This window comes from Paenibacillus sp. plas6 (assembly GCF_057221655.1).
On record NZ_CM170151.1, the window covers coordinates 146762 to 165845 of the forward strand.

A 19084-nucleotide genomic window follows, 5' to 3' on the forward strand; every position below is an offset into this window, starting at 1 on the left:
TCTTCTATCAATACTAAAGATAGACCCATAATATCGTTTTCAACAGTATAACCTAATGATGAACGTTGAAGAAATGGATATTTTCGTAATTAGTTTGTATTTTTAGTCTTATCTCCATTAGAATCCCGATCATCAATTGGCATCCGTTCATATTGCTGCGGCTTATTAATATTAGGTCGAGTACGATTATACAACACCGGCTTGCGAATGAGAATATTTATTGCAGACTTTATATCAAATGGTATAAGCGGCCATAAATATGGACGATTAACAGAACGTTCCAAAGCTAAAGCAACGATAATTAACGTTAACGGTATCGTTAAACCTGCCAAGCCAAATGCGGATACGGTAACAATTAGTAATAATCGTACTAAGCGATTCGCAAGTCCCAGCTCATAGCTCGGAGTAGCAAACATCCCTACTGCTGCCACAGCGATATAAAGAACAACTTCTGTTACAAATACACCGGTTTCAACAGCTACATCCCCAATTAAAATAGCTGCTACTAATGACATAGCTGTAGCGAGTGAACTTGGCGTGTGAACTGAAGCCATACGCATCAAATCAATACCTAGCTCAGCGATCAAAAACTGGGCAACTAACGGTATTGCTCCTGTCTCCTTTGGTCCTAAAAAATCAAGCGGAGCAGGTCGATACTCTGGATGCTGTACAAACAAAATCCAGAGTGGAAGCAAAAGCAACGAAGCCATTATACCAATAAATCGCACCCAGCGTAAATATGAACCTACTAAAGGGGTTTGTCTATTTTCTTCTGCGTGCTGCATTAAATCGGCATAGGTTACAGGCAGCATCATTACACTAGGCGACGTATCAACAAAAATTGCAATTGAACCTTCAAGCAAATGGGAGGCTACGATGTCTGGACGCTCAGAATAACGAACAAGCGGAAAAGGATTCCAGCCTCGTTTAATTGTTGCCTCCTCCAGCTGTTTATCTGCAAGCGGAAGACCATCAATTTTGATCATTTCAATTTTTCGTTTTACTTCCTGGAGAAGCTGCTTATCAACAATATCATCAATATAAGCAATACAAACATCCGTTTTTGTCCTTGCCCCTACCCTGAGCAGCTCGTAGCGCAGCATAGGATCTTTTAACCGACGACGTACTAACGAAATATTAACCATCATCGTTTCAATAAATCCATCACGAGAACCGCGCACGACCTTCTCAAGTGACGGTTCTTCTGGACCTCGTGCTGGAAAATTGCGCACTTCAATAATTAAAGCAGTAGTATCTCCATCTACAAAAATCGCACATTCTCCGCCTAAGACAGAAGCTAATACTAAATTCCAATCTTCTTCTTTACGAACTTGAGCTGTCGGAATATAGTATGTAAAAAAGCTTTCCAACGCATCATTTTTTAAATCATCACTTTGTAAATAAGTCAAACGTTCAATTGTTTCCAGCAAAATGGAAGAATTGACAAGACCGCTCATAGCCAGAAAAGCAACTCGCTTCGAAGCAATCGTCATTTCTCTAACCGATACATCAAAGCTCGTTTTATAACCAAGCTCATCTTCTAGGCGCTTTAAAATGTTATCCAAAGTGCCTGGTATCGGCTCTAAATCTGCGGTTTGTATTTGCTGCTTTTGTTGTTGCTGATTATGTTGCGAAGTTGTATCTGAAGTTCCACTTGCAGGCTTCCAAACTCCCTTTTCAACTATATTGCGAAAACCGATCTGAACATCATTTTGATCACTATATTGCTGTTGTTCAGCCTGTCCATTACTCTCGTTATCAGCTTCTGCTTGTAAAGAGCGCGGCTCCAACTGCGATGGATGAAATGATTGTTGCGTAGAATGTTGTTGCTCTTGATCCCTCATCAATAACACCCTTTCTTCAAATATAAAAGCTCACCATTGAAACATAAGCCAGTCAATTAATGAGCCTGTTATTTTGCCAAGCACCATCGCCATCATCAATGCAGTAATTGCCGCAGAGAGGCGAAGTCGTTTCGCTAAAATAGGCAACACATTTAACACCTCGGTTAATGCTGCTGCCAGCATCCCGACAAACATGCCATTTAATAAACCTGATACAATGCAAATCGCTGCATAAGGAAGCTTTATCGTTAAATCAAAAAAATCTGTTACCGTAAAGTACAGTGCTCCTAGCATAATCGCAGCCTCAAAAATATACGAAAGATGATAGGCATTCGATAGCTGCGCCAAACGGGGAACTAAGTCAAAAATAACAAGTAATGCTACAAAGCTCGTACCTACAACGATGCCGCCAGCCAAAGCCAAAAACACAGTTAAAGCTACTAAAGAAGCATTAATCATATCCTTCTTCTCCTAGCTTTTCTCTTTGCTTTTTACCTCGTTTACGTATTTCTTCTGCAATAACATAGGTGTTTACATTTTCCTGATACATAAACATTTCTACTTCTAAAGGATTAGGCTCCTCATTAAATTTCTTTTTGAAAATATGGTTAAAGAACAATACCATCCCTATGCCAACCCCAATAGAATATGGGATTTGAAACCATAATGGATGGTCGACTCGCTCGCCTGTAATCAGCTCAACAATACGAATATGTGTTTCTTTCATATTTACATCAGCATGAAAATTCATTAACGCTAACCCCGAACCGCAAAATAACAGAAGCCAGCATATAACAAGCAGCAAATAACGCGGCTTATTTGGTTTCTCGGATATCATAACTAATATTTGCGGATCACCATACACTTCAATTTGTATATTAAGCCAACGAGACTTGATAAGATCAATAATTTGCAACAAATCAATGACCACACGATTTCCGTCTTGCTGCTGATGTTTATATAACACTAAGTTTTTCAGCTCTTGCTCTATATTTTTATCTTCACAGAGTACATGTGCAGCATCACTGAGTTTGACTTCTTGGTATTTTCTTATGCTTATTCTTTTTTTAAGTCGGATAAAAATAGTTTTTGCCTGTGCCTCCGTTGCCATAGACACGCCTCCTCTTCGTCTATGTAGCCTCATGTTAGTATGAGCAAATCTTGAATTTTTATCCTAATGGCTAAAAAGGAAGGCTATTGCAAACCTCGATCAAGGTAGCTAGTTACACATAAAAAGCTGGGCAGAAATCGGCTTATTCCTCCTTCGCTTCGCAGGTAGAATTTAAAATTCTTCCTGATGCTACAAGAGAATACTCCATGTTTCTGCCCAGCTTATGACAGGCTAAAGCTTAGCTTCTTATATAGATCAGCTAAGCTTTAGCCATAGTATATTTCTATAATGCAATCTGATCTTTGATCATCTTCAAAATTTTCTTTTCAAGGCGCGATACTTGAACTTGAGAAATTCCTAAGCGGCTCGCAACCTCTGATTGCGTTTTATCTCTAAAGTAACGTAAATAAACTATGGTTCGTTCCCGTTCACTCAACCCTTCAATCGCTTCAGCAAGTGCCATTTTGTCAAACCAATTTTCTTGTGACTCATCCGCGATTTGATCCATAAGTGTGATGGGATCGCCGTCATTTTCAAAAACAGTCTCATGAATGGAAGTAGGAGGCTTATTGGCCTCTTGCGCAAAGATGACATCCTCTGGTGTAATTCCTAATCGCTCGGCTACCTCCGAGATTGTTGGCAGTCGTCCCAATGTTTTGGATAACTCATCCTTCATTTTACGAACCTTATTAGCCAATTCCTTTAATGAACGACTAACCTTGATCGTTCCATCATCACGCAGGAAGCGTTGAATTTCGCCGATAATCATCGGTACGGCATACGTAGAAAATTTTACGTCATAGCTTAAATCAAATTTATCTACTGATTTCAATAGCCCGATACAACCTATCTGAAACAAATCTTCAGGCTCATAGCCACGGTTCATGAAGCGTTGAACCACCGACCAGACGAGTCTAATATTGGATTGAATAAGTCGATCTCGTGCGCCCATATCGCCCGCCTGCGCCAATGCTATTAACCGTTTTACTTCTGCATCATCCAGATAAGGCTGGCCTGTTTGCTTCAAATCCACATTCATGAGGTTCAACCCCTATGCCCTAACTAAAGAGCGCTTTTTTTGATGCGATGCGCTTCATCATCGATATTGTTGTCCCACCGCCAAGTGTGCTAGTTACTTCAAAATGATCCATAAAGTTCTCCATGATGGTAAATCCCATTCCTGATCTTTCCTCTTCAGGTCTTGTTGTAAATAACGGTGTGCGGGCAAGTTCCGTATCTTCGATCCCGACACCGTAATCAATAATTTCAATTGTCACTTTTCCATCTTCAATAACACCATTCATGACAATTTGCTTGCTTGGGTCGTTGTTGTAGCCATGAATAATACTGTTCGTGACTGCTTCAGAAACTGCAGTTTTAATATCTTCCAGTTCCTCCATTGTCGGATCAAGTGTAGAGACAAAGCTAGCAATGACCATTCTGGCAAAGCTTTCATTACAGGATTGAGCACTAAAAGTTAGAGAGAATTTATTATTGGCGCTCATGATACCACCTCCAGGCTTGAAAGCGCGTGATACTCATCATCAGTGCTTTCAATGATTTTAAATAAGCCTGATATTTCGAGAAGACGATTTACGGTACGATTAGCATTGCAGATAATCATCTTGCCGCCTCTTGCCTTCACTTGCTTATATCTGCCTAGGATGATCCCAATACCAGAGCTATCCATAAAGTTTAACTGCTTCAAATCCATTACTACATGCTTTACATGCTCTTTCATCATCGCTTGTTCAATTAAGCTTCGTACTTTGTCAGCATTATGATGATCTAACTCGCCCTTTAAGCGGACAATGATCGCATTTTGATGATGCTCAATATTTGCTAACATACTCACTACACGCTCAGCTCCTCTTTGTTATTTTTGTCAAAGGTGCATAAGTTGTTAGAGTATGATTCAACAATGAAATTAACTTTTCCTGCCACCTGACAAAACTAGAAGAAAAGCGCTAAAAGCTTATTTTTTATGCTAATGGAACAAGCTTTTTGTCGAACGTTTCAATAATCTCCACCAATTGCTACGTTCAATTGTTTCTGGGGCTAATAGCTCATATTCTTTCATTAGAACATCCCCTTGATAAATCATTAGCTTGCCAATTGGCTGTCCTTTAACAATAGGTGCTTTAACAGATTCATCCATATCTAGCTCATAATGAATTTGTTCAGTGTTGCTACCGCGTTTTACAAGTATGCTAAAGTTGCGAGGTGCTACAATATCTACCTTGCTTTCCATACCTTTTTCAATGTTTAAAGTTCCGATTAAGTCTCCCTTCTTAAAGATCGGAAAATTCATATATTGGGCAAAGGCGTAATCTAGCATTTGAGTAACTTCAGCGTTTCTCACCTTAGTTGAAGGAGCTCCCATGACAACTGCGATTAATCGCATGCCATCACGCGTTGCAGATGCAGATAAGCAATATTTTGCTTCACTTGTATAGCCAGTTTTTATACCGTCTGCACCGTCATAAAAACGAACTAATTTATTCGTATTGACTAGCCAGAAAGGATTATCTGTATCTTTACGCAAATAATCCTGATATTTCCCCGTAAAGTTGCGAATTAAATCATATTTCATTAATTCACGTGACATAACCGCAATATCATATGCACTAGAGTAATGGTTTTCTGTTGGCAATCCATTTGAATTCATAAAATGAGTGTTTTTTAAGCCTAGCTGTGATGCGCGCTCATTCATCATAGCAACAAACTGTTCTTCGGTTCCGGCTATTTTTTCTGCAAGTGCAACAGATGCATCATTTCCTGATGCCATTGCTACTCCTTTCAGCATATCCTCTACAGTCATTTGCTCGCCAACCTCTAAAAAGATTTGCGAGCCACCCATTGATGCAGCACGCTCACTTGTTGTTACCATATCAGTCAGCTTAAGCTTACCTTGATCAATTGCTTCCATGACGAGCAACATCGTCATAATTTTAGTAATTGAAGCGGGAGGTAATTTTTGATGGCTATTCTTCTCAAAAATTACGGTTCCACTCTCGGCATCCATTACGATTGCAGATACAGCATTTTGTGCTAAAGCAGGACCAGAATTGCTAGTGCTGCCGGTTTTGGCTGAATTTGATTCTTCTGCTGCAATCGTAGGTGCAAAAACGTTACTTGCCAGCAACATACTGAAGATTAATAACGAAACGGTAAACTTTTTCAACTCATGTCCCTCCATTAGGAAATTAGATTGAATGCTGTTGCATTATGTAACTTAGTTACTCATTATTGCCTATTACAACCTACTTTATTCCAAAATAAAGCAAGGCAAAAAAGAGGTGCCTGCCAGCTCTCAACAATATGAATCATTGTTACAAGAGCATCACATGCACCTCTAAAATAGGTTTATTTTCTTTTTATATGATTTTTTTCTCTATCTATGAACTCCCTGCAACTTTAAAAACGTTGCACACCTTCCTTAGTTACGATCGCTTGCAGCAAAGGTTTAAGTGCTGGCGGCTCTTGAGCTATCTGAAAAGCTTCTTGCACCATTTTCACGACCTCATGATTTTCATCAAGTTCAGTATTGGTATAGAGTGTTGCAAGCACATCCTCTGCTGCAATCTGCTGTCCTACCTTCTTGCGTAATACAATACCTACTGCATGATCAATTGGATCTTCCTTTTTCGCTCGTCCAGCACCAAGCTTCATTGCCGCTAACCCTAACTGCTCAGCGGCAATTGCTGTAACGTAGCCATTACGTTGCAATGCTGTTACCTCATAGCGATATTTAGCCTGCGGCAAGAGAGCTGGATTGTCGATTACGCTCGAGTCCCCTCCCTGTGCAGTAATTAGCTGACGCAGTTTGTTTAATGCTTCCCCACTGTCTAACACTCTCTCAACCAATTTGCGAGCTTCTTCAACATTATGAGCTTTTTTACCAAGCACAACAAGCTGACAAGCAAGACTTAAGCATAGCTCGGTTAAATCCTTCGGCCCTTCACCCTTTAATGTCGCAATAACTTCAGCAACCTCAAGTGCATTTCCGATTGCAAAGCCAAGCGGCTGATCCATGTCGCTAATAACTGCTACAGTTTCTCTGCCTGTTTCAGTTCCAATTGTCACCATTGCTTGAGCTAGCTTTATGCTATCCTCAAGATTTTTCATAAACGCACCATTTCCCGTTTTCACATCAAGTACAATCGCATCTGCACCCGCTGCTATTTTCTTACTCATAATTGAGCTTGAAATTAGAGGAATCGATTCTACGGTCGCTGTCACATCTCTTAAAGCGTACATTTTTTTATCTGCCGGAGCTAAATCTCCACTTTGACCAATGAGAGAGACACCTATGGAGTTCACTTGATCGACAAACTGCTTTTGCGTTAATTCAGTATGAAAACCTTTAATGGATTCAAGCTTATCGATTGTTCCCCCAGTATGTCCAAGTCCTCGACCAGACATCTTCGCAACAGGGACTCCAACCGCTGCTACGATCGGAGCGATAATGAGACTTGTTTTGTCACCGACACCACCAGTCGAATGCTTGTCCACTTTAATACCTTCAATAGCAGACAAATCAACTTGATCCCCTGATTGTGCCATCGCTAACGTTAATGCAGCAACTTCCTTATCTGTCATGCCATTAAAGTAGACAGCCATCGTCCAAGCTGCCATTTGGTAGTCAGGTATTTCACCCTTGCAATATCGTTCAATCCACTCATATATGTCTTGAGTAGAATGCTCTTTCCCATCGCGTTTCTGTTGAATGAAATCTACGGCTCTCATCGTTTCCTCCAGTATGTGCTTTGCGTAATTATTAGGTGAACGTTATAGTGCGCATTCGTACAACGACATCTTTCCTTTCAAGTACTGTGCCTTAAGCACGTATTCATCTAAAAGCTGACTAATCGCGATGACATCCTTATGCAACAGACTTCCTCTTTGTGCCGCTGTAACTTCCATTTGCTTGCGCAGCATTTCAATCTTCTTGTTCAATTGACTGTCCATTTCGTTTCGCAACCATCCTCACCTAAAACATTTCAAAAAATTTGCTTGATTGATTCCTTTCGACATCATGCCAAATTCTTCTAGCTGCCATGTCCTGCAAACGCAACAGAACAAACAAATTATACGATAATTGTCACGACGAAGGTTGTCAGAAAAGGGCAGGACAATTGTGAACATTCTGTGACGGATAAGTTATATTTTGGCGATTAATGACGTTACAAGCTCTAAAAACTGAGATTTTACACGATTCGTCGTTTCCATAACTTCTTCATGCGACAATGGTTGATCCAAAATACCTGCCGCCATATTACTAATACAAGATATACCAACAACTTCAATTCCGCTATGTCGAGCAGCGATCACTTCTGCAACTGTCGACATACCTACAGCATCAGCTCCTAAAATACGCAACATGCGAATTTCAGCCGGCGTTTCATATGACGGACCTAACAAGCCTGCATATACGCCTTCCACCAAATGAATCCCTTTTTCTTCAGCAATAGACTTTGCAATTCCACGTAATCGTTTGCTATAAGCCTCTGACATATCAGGAAAACGTACGCCAAGTTCATTATCATTTGGACCAATTAATGGATTTTTGCCTGTTAAATTAATATGATCAGCAATTAGCATCAGATTGCCCGCGGCAAATTGCTCATTAATCCCGCCAGCAGCATTTGTTACGACTAACGCTTTAACCCCTAATGCTTTCATAACACGTACAGGAAATGCAGTAGTTTCAGGTGCATAGCCTTCATACATATGGAAACGACCACGCATTAATACAACTTGACGTCCTGACAATGTGCCGATCATCAATTCACCAGCATGTCCTTCAACTGTCGAAATTGGAAAATGTGGAATTTGCTCGTAGGGAATAACGATCGCATTTTCAATATGATCGCCTAAAACCCCTAACCCAGAACCAAGAATTAATCCGATCTCTGGTTTGCTTGTTAGTTTTTGCTCAATGTATTGAGCAGCTTCTTTAATTTGTTGGCTAGCAGATTGATTACTCATTTAAACCTCCTAAAAGTTACATTTAATAAAATTACAACGGATTACTTTAATAAATCTAAAAAGCTTTTCCCATTTGGCGGAGCGGTGACCTGAAAATTATGAGCGATTGTAGCTCCTAGATCAGCATAAGTCTCTCTTGTATCCAGCTTAGTTGGCTGTTTAAATGCAGGACTGTATACAAGAAGCGGTACATATTCACGCGTATGATCAGTGCCGTGATGGGTTGGGTCATTACCATGATCCGCAGTAATAACCAGCATATCATCTTCTGTAATACAATTAAGTATGTCTGGAATCGCCGCATCAAATTGTTCAAGCGCTTTGCCATATCCTATCGGATCGCGTCGATGACCGTAAAGCGAATCAAAATCGACTAAGTTCGTAAACAATAGACCATTAAAATCGTTTTTTAACAGTGAGATTGTTTTTTCGATACCATCAGCATTGCTCTTTGTTGGATTAGAAACTGTAATTCCTTCTCCATCAAATATATCGGAAATTTTTCCAACTGAAATAACATCATAGCCTGCATCCTTTAGAGAATTTAACACAGTCGGCTGAGGAGGCTTAACAGCATAGTCATGTCGATTTGGCGTTCGAGTAAAGTTACCAGGTTCACCAACGTATGGTCTAGCAATGACACGACCAACGGAGAAACGCTCGTCCATCGTTAGTTCACGAGCAATTTCACAAGCGCGATATAGCTCCTCTAGCGGAATAATATCCTCATGTGCGGCGATTTGTAATACGCTATCGGCACTTGTATAGACAATCCATGCACCAGTTTCCATTTGCTCTTTACCAAGCTCTTCAAGAATTACCGTTCCACTAGCTGGTTTGTTGCCAATTACTTTGCGTCCAGTTCGCTGCTCGAAAGCAGTAATGAGCTCTTCTGGAAAACCATTTTCAAACGTCTGGAACGGTTTTTCGATTTTTAATCCCATAAGCTCCCAATGACCAGTCATCGTATCTTTCCCAACCGATACCTCTGCCATTTTCCCGTAATATGCGGTCGCTGGGAAAGTATTATCCGGCTGCCAATTATGAATAGAGGCAATGCGATCTAGACCAAGCTTTCGTAAATTTGGTAGCTGCATATTGTATTCACGCGCAATATGACCTAAAGTATGACTTCCTACATCGCCAAATGCTGCTGCATCTGGCAATTCTCCAATTCCAACACTATCCATGACGATGACTGCAATTCGCTTAAATTTCATAACTGCCTCCTTATGTCTAGTTCGTTTATTAAGCTCAAGAGCGATTGCTAAGCGCGCGGATGTGCGCTGCGATACGCTTCCTTCATTCCGTTTTTAGGAATTTCTGTATATTTCATTGTGCTTATAATATCAACATGTCCAAGCAGCTCTTGGACTACATGAACATCCGCCCCATTTTGCAATAGATGAACTGCTACAGAATGACGCAACGTTTGCGGAGTAATATCCTCCTCTATACCTACTTCCTTGCCATATTTTTTTAATATTTTCCAGAAACCTTGACGAGTCATGCGACTGCCAAGATGATTGAGAAACAGCACTTCAGCAGTTGTTCGCTCAGTAACAAGCTGATCTCTACCTTTGCTTAAATACTCCTCTACAGCTTGCTTAGCATAGCTGCCAAATGGCACAAAACGCTCTTTGCCACTTGGACTAATACATTGTAAGTAGCCAAGTGATAAATTTACTTGATCAATATTTAGCGCGACTAGCTCTGAGACACGTATGCCTGTTGCGTACAATAACTCCAACATCGCTCGATCACGTAAGCCGCTTGCTTTTGAAGTATCAGGAGCATTTAACAACGCTGTCGTCGTTTCCAGCGTAATAATATGCGGTGTCTGTCTATCGGGCTTTGGCGGCTCTAAGTATATCGACGGATCATATATAATATGATCATTTATCATTAAAAAATGAAATAATGCCCGAATTGAGACAATATGTCGTGCAATTGTCGCTGGCTTTAGTCCCGTTTCTTTCAGCATATTTATATATTTCAATAAATGATGCTTATGTACACTGCTCCATTTTGTTACTGCTTGTCCCTGTAAATATTGAATAAATTTTACTAAGTCTCTTTCATAGGACTGATAGGAATTATGTGAAAGCTTTCGCTCATGCTTTAAATAGTTTAAATATTGCTGAAACTGCTCATCCATCCTATCACTTCTTTCATCCTTATTCTCCGTATCGCAAAAACCAGATTAATCGATCTGGAATGCTGTACTCCTCCAGTCTTTCATAGGCTTTAAACGCTTTTACGGCATCACCGCTCGGCATATCATAGGGTGAGCCAAAGCTAAACAAGCTATTCAACCACTGATAAACAATTAATACTATGATGAGGATTACTACAAAAAGCAAAAAAAACATAAAGCGTCCTAGCATTTCTTTCATCATCTGCGCTAACCTCCCCACAAAATGCACCTTTCCCTAGAAAATATGTGCCTGATGAGCATTTTATGAAGGTTGTCTAAGCGACCATTAGAAAAAAGGCCTGCACTTCCTTTGTTCGGAAAGCAGGTCTCATATTATTTCCCATCATTTTTAGTTCGACAGCTTTTACATATTCCATGAAAATCAAGCCGATGATCCAAAGTCTCAAAACCCATTTGCTCAAGTAGTCGTTCTTCAAGCGGCAAGAGCCAATCATCTTTAATTTCACTGACGACTCCGCATTGTACACAAATTAAATGGTGATGGTGATGACGATTGCTATCACCACGCAAATCATATCTCGCAACTCCGTCACCAAAGTTTAACTTCTCAACAATATGTAAATCAGTCAACAATTCTAAGGTTCGATATACAGTAGCTAGTCCGATTTCAGGAGCAATATCCTTCACCATTAAAAAGACATCTTCAGCACTGAGATGATCTTCTTCATTCTCAAGCAAGATGCGCACAGTTGCCTCACGCTGCGGAGTTAACTTGTAGCCCTGAGCTTGAAGCTGCTGTTTTATTTTATCAATTTGGGCTTCCATAATATCCTCCTGCCTACATCTCCTACTAAAATATGTTTTCATTATATTAGTTAAAATAGGCAGAAGTCAAACGTTATCCTTTAAGTTTTCTCAAATTGTATCCGTTATATACCAGTTTACTAACTGCGGCGAAACATAAACTTCGATCAATGTCGCCACTGCTAGCAATAATAGCATCGTCATTGCAACAGTCGAAAAATGAATAACTTGTTCTTTCATATTGCCCCCCAGCTTGCGAATCCGTTGATTAAATAAAAAGCCGGCAAAGCTGATTGCAGAGCTGCTAATAATAATAAGAGCAGGGATTACAAGTAAATTGTGAGGAGCGACACTTAAAATGCTTAACCACGCCCCGTCACTGCCCAAAGATTGAATAAGCATATAGATCGAGCTTCCAAGTAAAAAACCCTTTATAAAATTTAATATAACGATGACTGGCACCCCAATCATAGAAATCCCAAGGATAATGAGGACTAATGCCCATTGTACATGTTTGAAAAAAATATCCCAAAACAGCATAGACGGCTCTAGCTCAGGCAATTGCTCCAGCCATGCTGCATATTGAACTATTCCTTCATTTAATCTCTCTTGTTGTTCAACTGGCAATGCTTGTAAAAAAACACCGCTGCAAATTGCTCCAATTAGCATTACAACTGCCAAGTAAATCCACTTGTTCCAGTAGTTACGCATCACTCTCACTCCTCTAATCTAGCTTCTCCTTAAATAAATATGCTAGATTGATAGAGCTTATGCCTGTCCAATTGCCCCGCTATGCCTCGCTATAATAAATGAAAGTACTACTGCAGCTTACCGGTAGCTTGCAGCAATTTCCATGCGTATACCGCTAATAAAGTTTTAGCGTCACTAATATCTCCACTAGCAATGTAATGTTCCGCTTCCTCTAGTGTAATTAGCTTTACAATAACATCCTCATCTTCATCCAGATTTTGCTTGCCAAGCGTTACTTCGTCTGTGAAATAAATGTACAATAACTCATCTGCAAAACCTGGAGATGTATAAAATTTATGTAACAGCTTTAAATTTGCTGCTATATAGCCAGTTTCTTCTTCCAGCTCTCTAGCCGCCGCAACTTGTGGCTCTTCATTTGGGTCAAGTTTACCTGCTGGAATTTCGACTTGTGTTTTGCCTAGCGGCTTACGAAACTGCTCAACTACGATTAGTCTGCCTTCATGCAAAGCAAGCACGGCTGCTGCTCCTGGATGACGAATAATTTCACGAGTGGCTGTTCTGCCATCAGGCAATTCAATTGTATCTACTTGCAAATCTATTACTTTGCCTTTGAAAATTTGCTTAGTAGCAATCGTTGGTTCATGCCAAATTTTTTTCTCAGTATCCATTGATAATACCTCCAATACAATCTTAATTAAACATTTGGACTAGCTGTCATATTATTCAAACTAACCTCATAAGCTGAAAGCAAATTCATTTCTTATGAGGTGGGAATAATGGTTAAGCAAAATGTGTCGCAAAACGGCTTGCTGCTCCTTGGAAAAGCAACAGAAATAAAAAAATCACTCCATGCCCTCATCAAAAGCAAAGGCGAAAGAACTACCTTACCGCAGCTTGTAAACAGCTCAAGGAATCCTTTACAAAACTAAGCTTATGAATGAGCAGCATGAAGTGTTATTATTAGCAGCTAGCTTTTAAAATGAGCCGATTGTTTCAGCAATTCAACAACTAATTGCGATGTCTTCACAAGATTTTCGACTTTAATTTGCTCATTTGTTGTATGAATATGCTCATAACCTACTGCTAAGTTAACGGTTGGCACACCTAAGCCATTAAATACATTGGCATCACTGCCTCCGCCAGAATGGAATGTGCGCGGGGTAGCGCCAATTGCTGTAATAGCACGGCTAGCAAGTTTAACGACATCACTTTCTTCTGTATGCTCATATGCAGGATAAACGATATTGCTTTGGAATTTGCATGTTGCACCAAAATGAGCGACCGTTTCTTCAACGACTTGCTTCATATGAGCAACCTGTGCATCAAGCTTTTCCTGCTTAATGCTACGCGCTTCTGCAGTAAGCTTCACATAATCACATACAATATTTGTTGGGCCTCCGCCTTCAAAACGTCCGATATTAGCTGTTGTTTCCTCATCAATTCTTCCAAGCTTCATCGCACTAATGCTTTTGGCAGCTACTTGAATCGCACTGATACCTTTTTCTGGACTAACACCTGCATGAGCAGATTTCCCGAATATTTCGATAAAAATTTGAGCCTGTGTCGGCGCTGCAACAGCAATATCTCCGATATCTCCATTAGAATCAAGCGCGTATCCATATGTTGCTTCCAGCATCGCAGGATCGATTGCACGCGCACCAAGCAAACCTGATTCTTCGCCTACAGTAATTACGACTTGGACACGTGCATGTGAGGCATTGCTTTCTTTAACAACTTGTATTGCTTCAAATAAAGCCGCTATGCCTGCTTTATCATCACTGCCGAGAATCGTTGTTCCATCAGAACGAATATAACCATCCTCATCAATTTGCGGCTTAATCCCTTTACCTGGAGTCACAGTGTCCATATGGCAAGTAAAAAGAATTGTTGGCTGATCCTTAGCATCCTCAGTTGCTTCTAAAATAGCAAATAAGTTATTTGCGCCATGACCAGTAATCTCTTTAGCATTATCTTCAATCACCGTTAAGCCAAGCTCTTGCAATCTTTGCTTAAGCACAACGCTTATTGCTGCCTCATGCCCTGTTTCACTGTCTACTTGGACAAGATCAAAAAATTGTTGAATTAACCGTTTTTCTTGGACCATTTACTTTCCTCCAACATGCAAATTCGTATACAATAGATATATACGTTAATTGAAATTCATATAAAGGAGATAATCAACTATGCGTCAACAAAAATTGATGAAGATTATTGCAATTATTGTAACTGCAGCATTGCTAATTACTACTTTGTTTGCAAGTATAGGCTCCTTCTTCCTATAAGATGGAGCCTATACTATTTCTATTAAGAAAGCTAATTCAATTATTCGAAACCAAAACGTTTTTTAAATATTGGCTCAATTTGCTTTGCTGCCTCTTCTACAGTCAAATTAGCTCCTGTTAAATCATTAAAGGAGGTTACACCGTATTGTTGAATTCCGCAAGGAATAATTCCGCTAAATCCTTCCTGAGCGATTCCCGCTTTAATATTTAAGGCAAAGCCATGACTCGTTATAAAACCTCGACGTTGCTTTGATCTGTTAAATTTGACACCGATAGCAGCAATTTTTTCATCGCCAACCCATACACCTGTATATTCTGGCTTGCGTCCGCCTTGAATTCCATACTCAGCAAGCCAATCAATAATCACTTGCTCTAGATTGCGCAAATAACCATGTAGATCAAGACCTACTGCATCCAAAAATATTAATGGGTAACCAACCAATTGTCCTGGGCCATGATATGTAATATCTCCACCACGGTCAATATTATATACAGAAATACCTTTTTTCTTAAGAGTCTCATCATCAAGCAATAAATGTTCCGGATGACGATCTGACCCTAATGTATATGTCGGTGTATGCTGAAGAAGGAGCAGCGATTCCGCACGCTCCCCCTTGTCTATTTGTCCAACATATGTTTTTTGCAAATCCCAGGCCTCTTGATAGTCGATGATACCGATATATGTAGTATCTAATTGTCTGCTTGTATTGTTTACTTCTGCTAACATCTATCCTGCATCCCCTTTGCTTCACAATACAACTATTATATCAGTATATTGAACTTTCGAGGTTAAAACTTTCAAGATTTTCTTTAACACGCTGCAAAAATCTTCCGCAAATGACTCCGTCCAAAATTCGATGGTCAAGCGATAAACAAATATTCGCCATCGAGCGCACGGCTATCATATCGTTAATAACAACAGGCTTTTTAACGATCGACTCAAATGTTAGAATTGCAGCTTGCGGGTAATTAATAATAGGATAAGAGAGAATTGAACCGAATGATCCTGTATTATTTACTGTAAATGTGCCGCCTTGCATATCAGATAAAGTCAGCTTGCCTTCGCGCGTTTTACGTGCCAGCTCCTCGATCTCTTTGGCAATTCCAGCAACATTTTTATGATCGGCATTTTTTATGACTGGTGTCATAACAGAGTCCTCTGTTCCAACCGCAAGCGAAATATTAATATCTCGTTTTACGATAATTTTATCAACTGCCCAAACAGAGTTCATAATTGGAAAATCTCGAATTGCATTTACAACTGCTTTAATTAGAAAAGCGAGATAAGTTAAATTAACCCCTTCACGCTTTTTAAATTCATCTTTATATTTATTGCGCAGCAAGACTAGATTCGTGACGTCCACTTCAATCATAGTCCAAGCATGCGGTATTTCACTCACACTTTGGCGCATATTACGGGCAATAGTATTGCGAATTGGTGTGACATCAATATATGTTTCACCGCGACCTTGCAAATACGACGTATCATCTATTTCAATTGTTGGAATACGAGGTGTTTCAGATAAATGAATACCACTTGTACGCACTTGCTGAGTAGCAGCATTTACCGGCTCAGCTGGCTGAACAACTTGCTGAGCACCACTTGCTACATAATTTAATACATCCTTACGTGTAATTCGTCCGCCTAACCCTGTACCTTGCACTTTTGTCAGATCAATTCCATGCTGAGCTGCTAACGTTTGAACTGCTGGAGAGAAGCGATGACGCATTGCTTGTCCATTCTCGCTAAGCTGTGCATTGGCAGAAGCCGTAACGTTAGGTGCTGCAGAAATTTGATCCGCTGCCGGATTTTTGTTTCCAGAAGTTGCAGTTGTTTCAGCAGACGTTTGCTTAGCTTCGCTTTCAATAATACAGATCGCTGTGCCAACAGGCACATCCTCGCCAGTACCAACTAATATTTTTGTAAGTTTCCCTGCGACAGTTGACGGGATTTCAGCGTTAACCTTATCTGTATTTACTTCACAAATTGGCTCGTATACCTCAACCCAATCGCCCGGCTGCTTTAGCCAACGCTCGATTGTCGCAGAGATTTGCGATTCTGCAAGCTGCGGTAACGTTATTTCATTAATCACACTCATTTACTTTCACTCCTAACAAGTTGGCACAATTAAAACTCTGCAAGCTGCTTCATTGCTGCCTTCACTTTTTCCGTATTCAGCAAGAAGAATTTTTCGCCTGGAGGATTAATTGGCATAGCTGGCACATCTGGACCACATAAACGCATAATTGGTGCGTCAAGCTCAAATAGCAGCTCCTCAGCAATAATCGCTGCAACCTCTGCACCGACTCCGCCCGTTTTATTGTCCTCATGAACAATTAAGACCTTACCTGTTTTTCTTACAGCTTCAAGAATTGCAGGCTTATCAAGCGGTTGAATTGTACGAAGATCAAGGATATGCGTGCTAATCCCTTCTTGTGCAAGCTCTTCGGCTGCCTGCTCAACAAAACGAAGCGGTAAACTATAGCCAATTACCGTAATATCTTCACCTTCGCGTAGCACATTTGCTTTGCCTATTTCAACGATATAATCGCCGTCAGGCACTTCACCGCTGACTAATCGATAACTTTTCTTATTTTCAAAGTAAATTACCGGATCTTCGTCACGAATGGCTGCTTTTAGCAAGCCTTTCGCATCGTATGGTGTATATGGGGCTACAATTTTTAAGCCAGGAGTGCCAAAAAACACTGATTCTGGACATTGAGAATGATATAATCCGCCGAATACACCGCCGCCAATTGGCGCACGAATTACGACTGGACAGTTCCAATCATTATTAGAACGATAACGAATTTTAGCTGCCTCGCTAATAATCTGATTTGTTGCTGGGAACATAAAGTCAGAATATTGCATTTCCGCAATTGGACGCATGCCATACATTGCAGCACCAATAGCTACACCAGCAATCGCTGATTCAGACAACGGCGTATCGAGTGCGCGATATTCGCCAAATTGCTCGTACAATCCTTTTGTTGTCGTAAACACTCCGCCTTTAACGCCTACGTCCTCTCCTAATACAAATACATTTTCATCACGTTCCATTTCTTCTCTCATCGCAGAAGTAATGGCCTCAATATAAGTCATTGTTGGCATTATCGTTTTTCCTCCTTACTTACATCAGCATACACATGATCTAATACCGACTCAGGAGTAGGGAAAGGCGCATTTTCTGCATACGTACATGCTTCATCCAGCTGCTTTTTAATCTCATTGCGCAGCTCTTGCTCCTGCTCCTCGCTCCAAATGCCAAGCTCATACAGATATGATCTAAATTTAGGCAAGCCATCCATTGCACGGTGGCGTTCAACCTCTTCCTTCGTACGATACACCATATCATTATCTGATGTAGAGTGTGGAGAAAGACGATACATCATCGCTTCAATTAAGGTAGGACCTTCACCTTTAATTGCACGCTCACGCGCTTCTTTTACGACACGATAAACCTCAAGGGCATCATTGCCGTCAACTCGCTCACCATGAATTCCATAGCCAAGCGCACGATCAACGATGCGACCTGCTACCTGTTTATGTACAGGCACAGAAATAGCGTATTGATTATTTTCACACATTAATATGACAGGTAGCTTATGAACACCAGCAAAGTTACAGCCTTCATGGAAATCTCCTTGATTGCTCGATCCCTCACCAAACGTAACAAAGCTAACAAAATCTTTTTTCTTCATTTTTGCCGCTAAAGCAAATCCTACGGCATGAGGGACTTGTGTCGTTACAGGACTAGAGCCTGTCACAATTCTTAGTCGTTTGCTCCCGAAATGGCCAGGCATTTGACGACCACCGCTGTTAGGATCCTCTGCTTTTGCAAATGCACATAGAAACAATTCACGTAACGTCATGCCAACTGAGAGCACAAAGCCATAATCACGATAATAAGGAAGAAAATAATCATTGTTTCGATCCAGCGCAAAGGCAGCGGCAACCTGTGCGACCTCTTGGCCGATACCAGACACATGAAAATTTACTTTCCCTGCTCGCTGCAATAGCATCATTCGCTCATCATACATCCTTGCTGTGAGCATTTGCGTATACATTTCAATTAAGGTTACATTGCTAAGCCCTAATTGCTGATGGCGTTCTAGCTGACTCGTCGAAGACAATAATGACATATTATCTTCCTCCTCTACTAACAAATTAAAACCTGGTACT

At 40.5% G+C, this 19084-nt stretch carries 22 protein-coding genes; 1 reads left to right on the top strand and 21 read right to left on the bottom strand.

What is annotated here, in order from left to right; all coding sequences use genetic code 11:
• Nucleotides 1-89 precede the first annotated feature (89 nt).
• The 16 genes from AC2TDL_RS00705 to AC2TDL_RS00780 all read right to left on the bottom strand — a co-directional run bounded on the left by AC2TDL_RS00705 (nucleotide 90) and on the right by AC2TDL_RS00780 (nucleotide 13287).
• Complete coding sequence (locus tag AC2TDL_RS00705; RefSeq protein ID WP_484698060.1) at nucleotides 90-1844, bottom strand: spore germination protein; 1755 nt, start codon at nucleotides 1842-1844, stop codon at nucleotides 90-92.
• 30 nt (nucleotides 1845-1874) lie between these two features.
• A complete protein-coding gene (locus AC2TDL_RS00710; protein WP_484698061.1) occupies nucleotides 1875-2303 on the bottom strand; it encodes a stage V sporulation protein AB in 429 nt (142 codons plus the stop codon).
• Entirely contained in the window at nucleotides 2296-2955 is a 660-nt protein-coding gene (locus AC2TDL_RS00715; RefSeq protein WP_484698063.1) for a stage V sporulation protein AA, read from the bottom strand. The genes AC2TDL_RS00710 and AC2TDL_RS00715 overlap by 8 nt, the downstream gene beginning before the upstream one ends.
• Nucleotides 2956-3238: 283 nt before the next feature.
• Nucleotides 3239-3994 (bottom strand): RNA polymerase sporulation sigma factor SigF, encoded by a 756-nt coding sequence (sigF, locus tag AC2TDL_RS00720; protein ID WP_484698064.1) that lies wholly within the window; start codon nucleotides 3992-3994, stop codon nucleotides 3239-3241.
• A 19-nt stretch (nucleotides 3995-4013) separates the two neighbouring features.
• A complete protein-coding gene (spoIIAB, locus tag AC2TDL_RS00725; protein WP_484698066.1) occupies nucleotides 4014-4460 on the bottom strand; it encodes an anti-sigma F factor in 447 nt (148 codons plus the stop codon).
• A complete protein-coding gene (spoIIAA, locus tag AC2TDL_RS00730; protein ID WP_484700961.1) occupies nucleotides 4457-4804 on the bottom strand; it encodes an anti-sigma F factor antagonist in 348 nt (115 codons plus the stop codon). Before spoIIAA ends, spoIIAB begins: the two co-directional genes overlap by 4 nt.
• A gap of 138 nt (nucleotides 4805-4942) precedes the next feature.
• On the bottom strand, nucleotides 4943-6154 hold the full coding sequence (locus AC2TDL_RS00735) for a D-alanyl-D-alanine carboxypeptidase family protein (protein WP_484698069.1): 1212 nt from the start codon (nucleotides 6152-6154) through the stop codon (nucleotides 4943-4945).
• Nucleotides 6155-6372: 218 nt separating this feature from the next.
• Nucleotides 6373-7704: a pyrimidine-nucleoside phosphorylase gene (locus tag AC2TDL_RS00740; protein ID WP_484698071.1), complete on the bottom strand. Its 1332-nt coding sequence runs from the start codon at nucleotides 7702-7704 to the stop codon at nucleotides 6373-6375.
• Nucleotides 7705-7746: 42 nt separating this feature from the next.
• Nucleotides 7747-7938 carry an aspartyl-phosphate phosphatase Spo0E family protein gene (locus AC2TDL_RS00745; RefSeq protein ID WP_484698073.1) on the bottom strand — a complete coding sequence of 64 codons (192 nt, stop codon included), beginning with the start codon at nucleotides 7936-7938 and terminating at the stop codon, nucleotides 7747-7749.
• Between the two features lie 180 nt (nucleotides 7939-8118).
• Nucleotides 8119-8946: a purine-nucleoside phosphorylase gene (locus tag AC2TDL_RS00750; RefSeq protein WP_484698076.1), complete on the bottom strand. Its 828-nt coding sequence runs from the start codon at nucleotides 8944-8946 to the stop codon at nucleotides 8119-8121.
• A 41-nt stretch (nucleotides 8947-8987) separates the two neighbouring features.
• On the bottom strand, nucleotides 8988-10166 hold the full coding sequence (gene deoB / locus AC2TDL_RS00755) for a phosphopentomutase (protein WP_484698078.1): 1179 nt from the start codon (nucleotides 10164-10166) through the stop codon (nucleotides 8988-8990).
• 47 nt (nucleotides 10167-10213) lie between these two features.
• Complete coding sequence (gene xerD, locus AC2TDL_RS00760) at nucleotides 10214-11104, bottom strand: site-specific tyrosine recombinase XerD (RefSeq protein WP_484698080.1); 891 nt, start codon at nucleotides 11102-11104, stop codon at nucleotides 10214-10216.
• Nucleotides 11105-11123: 19 nt separating this feature from the next.
• Entirely contained in the window at nucleotides 11124-11345 is a 222-nt protein-coding gene (locus AC2TDL_RS00765; RefSeq protein WP_484698082.1) for a DUF4227 family protein, read from the bottom strand.
• 131 nt (nucleotides 11346-11476) lie between these two features.
• Entirely contained in the window at nucleotides 11477-11929 is a 453-nt protein-coding gene (fur, locus tag AC2TDL_RS00770; protein WP_484698083.1) for a ferric iron uptake transcriptional regulator, read from the bottom strand.
• Nucleotides 11930-12019: 90 nt separating this feature from the next.
• Entirely contained in the window at nucleotides 12020-12619 is a 600-nt protein-coding gene (gene spoIIM / locus AC2TDL_RS00775) for a stage II sporulation protein M (RefSeq protein ID WP_484698085.1), read from the bottom strand.
• 107 nt (nucleotides 12620-12726) lie between these two features.
• A complete protein-coding gene (locus tag AC2TDL_RS00780; protein WP_484698088.1) occupies nucleotides 12727-13287 on the bottom strand; it encodes an NUDIX hydrolase in 561 nt (186 codons plus the stop codon).
• Nucleotides 13288-13395: 108 nt separating this feature from the next.
• Here AC2TDL_RS00780 and AC2TDL_RS00785 point away from each other — a divergent pair, with 108 nt between their 5' ends.
• Entirely contained in the window at nucleotides 13396-13548 is a 153-nt protein-coding gene (locus AC2TDL_RS00785) for a hypothetical protein (RefSeq protein WP_484698091.1), read from the top strand.
• 38 nt (nucleotides 13549-13586) lie between these two features.
• Here the strand turns inward: AC2TDL_RS00785 and AC2TDL_RS00790 are convergent, their stop codons facing one another.
• From AC2TDL_RS00790 to AC2TDL_RS00810, 5 genes are all read right to left on the bottom strand, one after another.
• Nucleotides 13587-14723 carry a M20/M25/M40 family metallo-hydrolase gene (locus tag AC2TDL_RS00790; RefSeq protein ID WP_484698092.1) on the bottom strand — a complete coding sequence of 379 codons (1137 nt, stop codon included), beginning with the start codon at nucleotides 14721-14723 and terminating at the stop codon, nucleotides 13587-13589.
• Between the two features lie 218 nt (nucleotides 14724-14941).
• Entirely contained in the window at nucleotides 14942-15628 is a 687-nt protein-coding gene (lipB, locus tag AC2TDL_RS00795; RefSeq protein WP_484698094.1) for a lipoyl(octanoyl) transferase LipB, read from the bottom strand.
• A gap of 40 nt (nucleotides 15629-15668) precedes the next feature.
• Nucleotides 15669-17000, bottom strand: coding sequence for a dihydrolipoamide acetyltransferase family protein (locus AC2TDL_RS00800; protein ID WP_484698095.1), 1332 nt, complete (start codon nucleotides 16998-17000; stop codon nucleotides 15669-15671).
• 29 nt (nucleotides 17001-17029) lie between these two features.
• The gene (locus AC2TDL_RS00805) at nucleotides 17030-18013 is read right to left on the bottom strand and encodes an alpha-ketoacid dehydrogenase subunit beta (protein ID WP_484698096.1); all 984 of its coding nucleotides are present in this window, start codon (nucleotides 18011-18013) and stop codon (nucleotides 17030-17032) included.
• The gene (locus AC2TDL_RS00810; protein WP_484698097.1) at nucleotides 18013-19044 is read right to left on the bottom strand and encodes a thiamine pyrophosphate-dependent dehydrogenase E1 component subunit alpha; all 1032 of its coding nucleotides are present in this window, start codon (nucleotides 19042-19044) and stop codon (nucleotides 18013-18015) included. Before AC2TDL_RS00810 ends, AC2TDL_RS00805 begins: the two co-directional genes overlap by 1 nt.
• Between the last annotated feature and the right edge of the window lie 40 nt (nucleotides 19045-19084).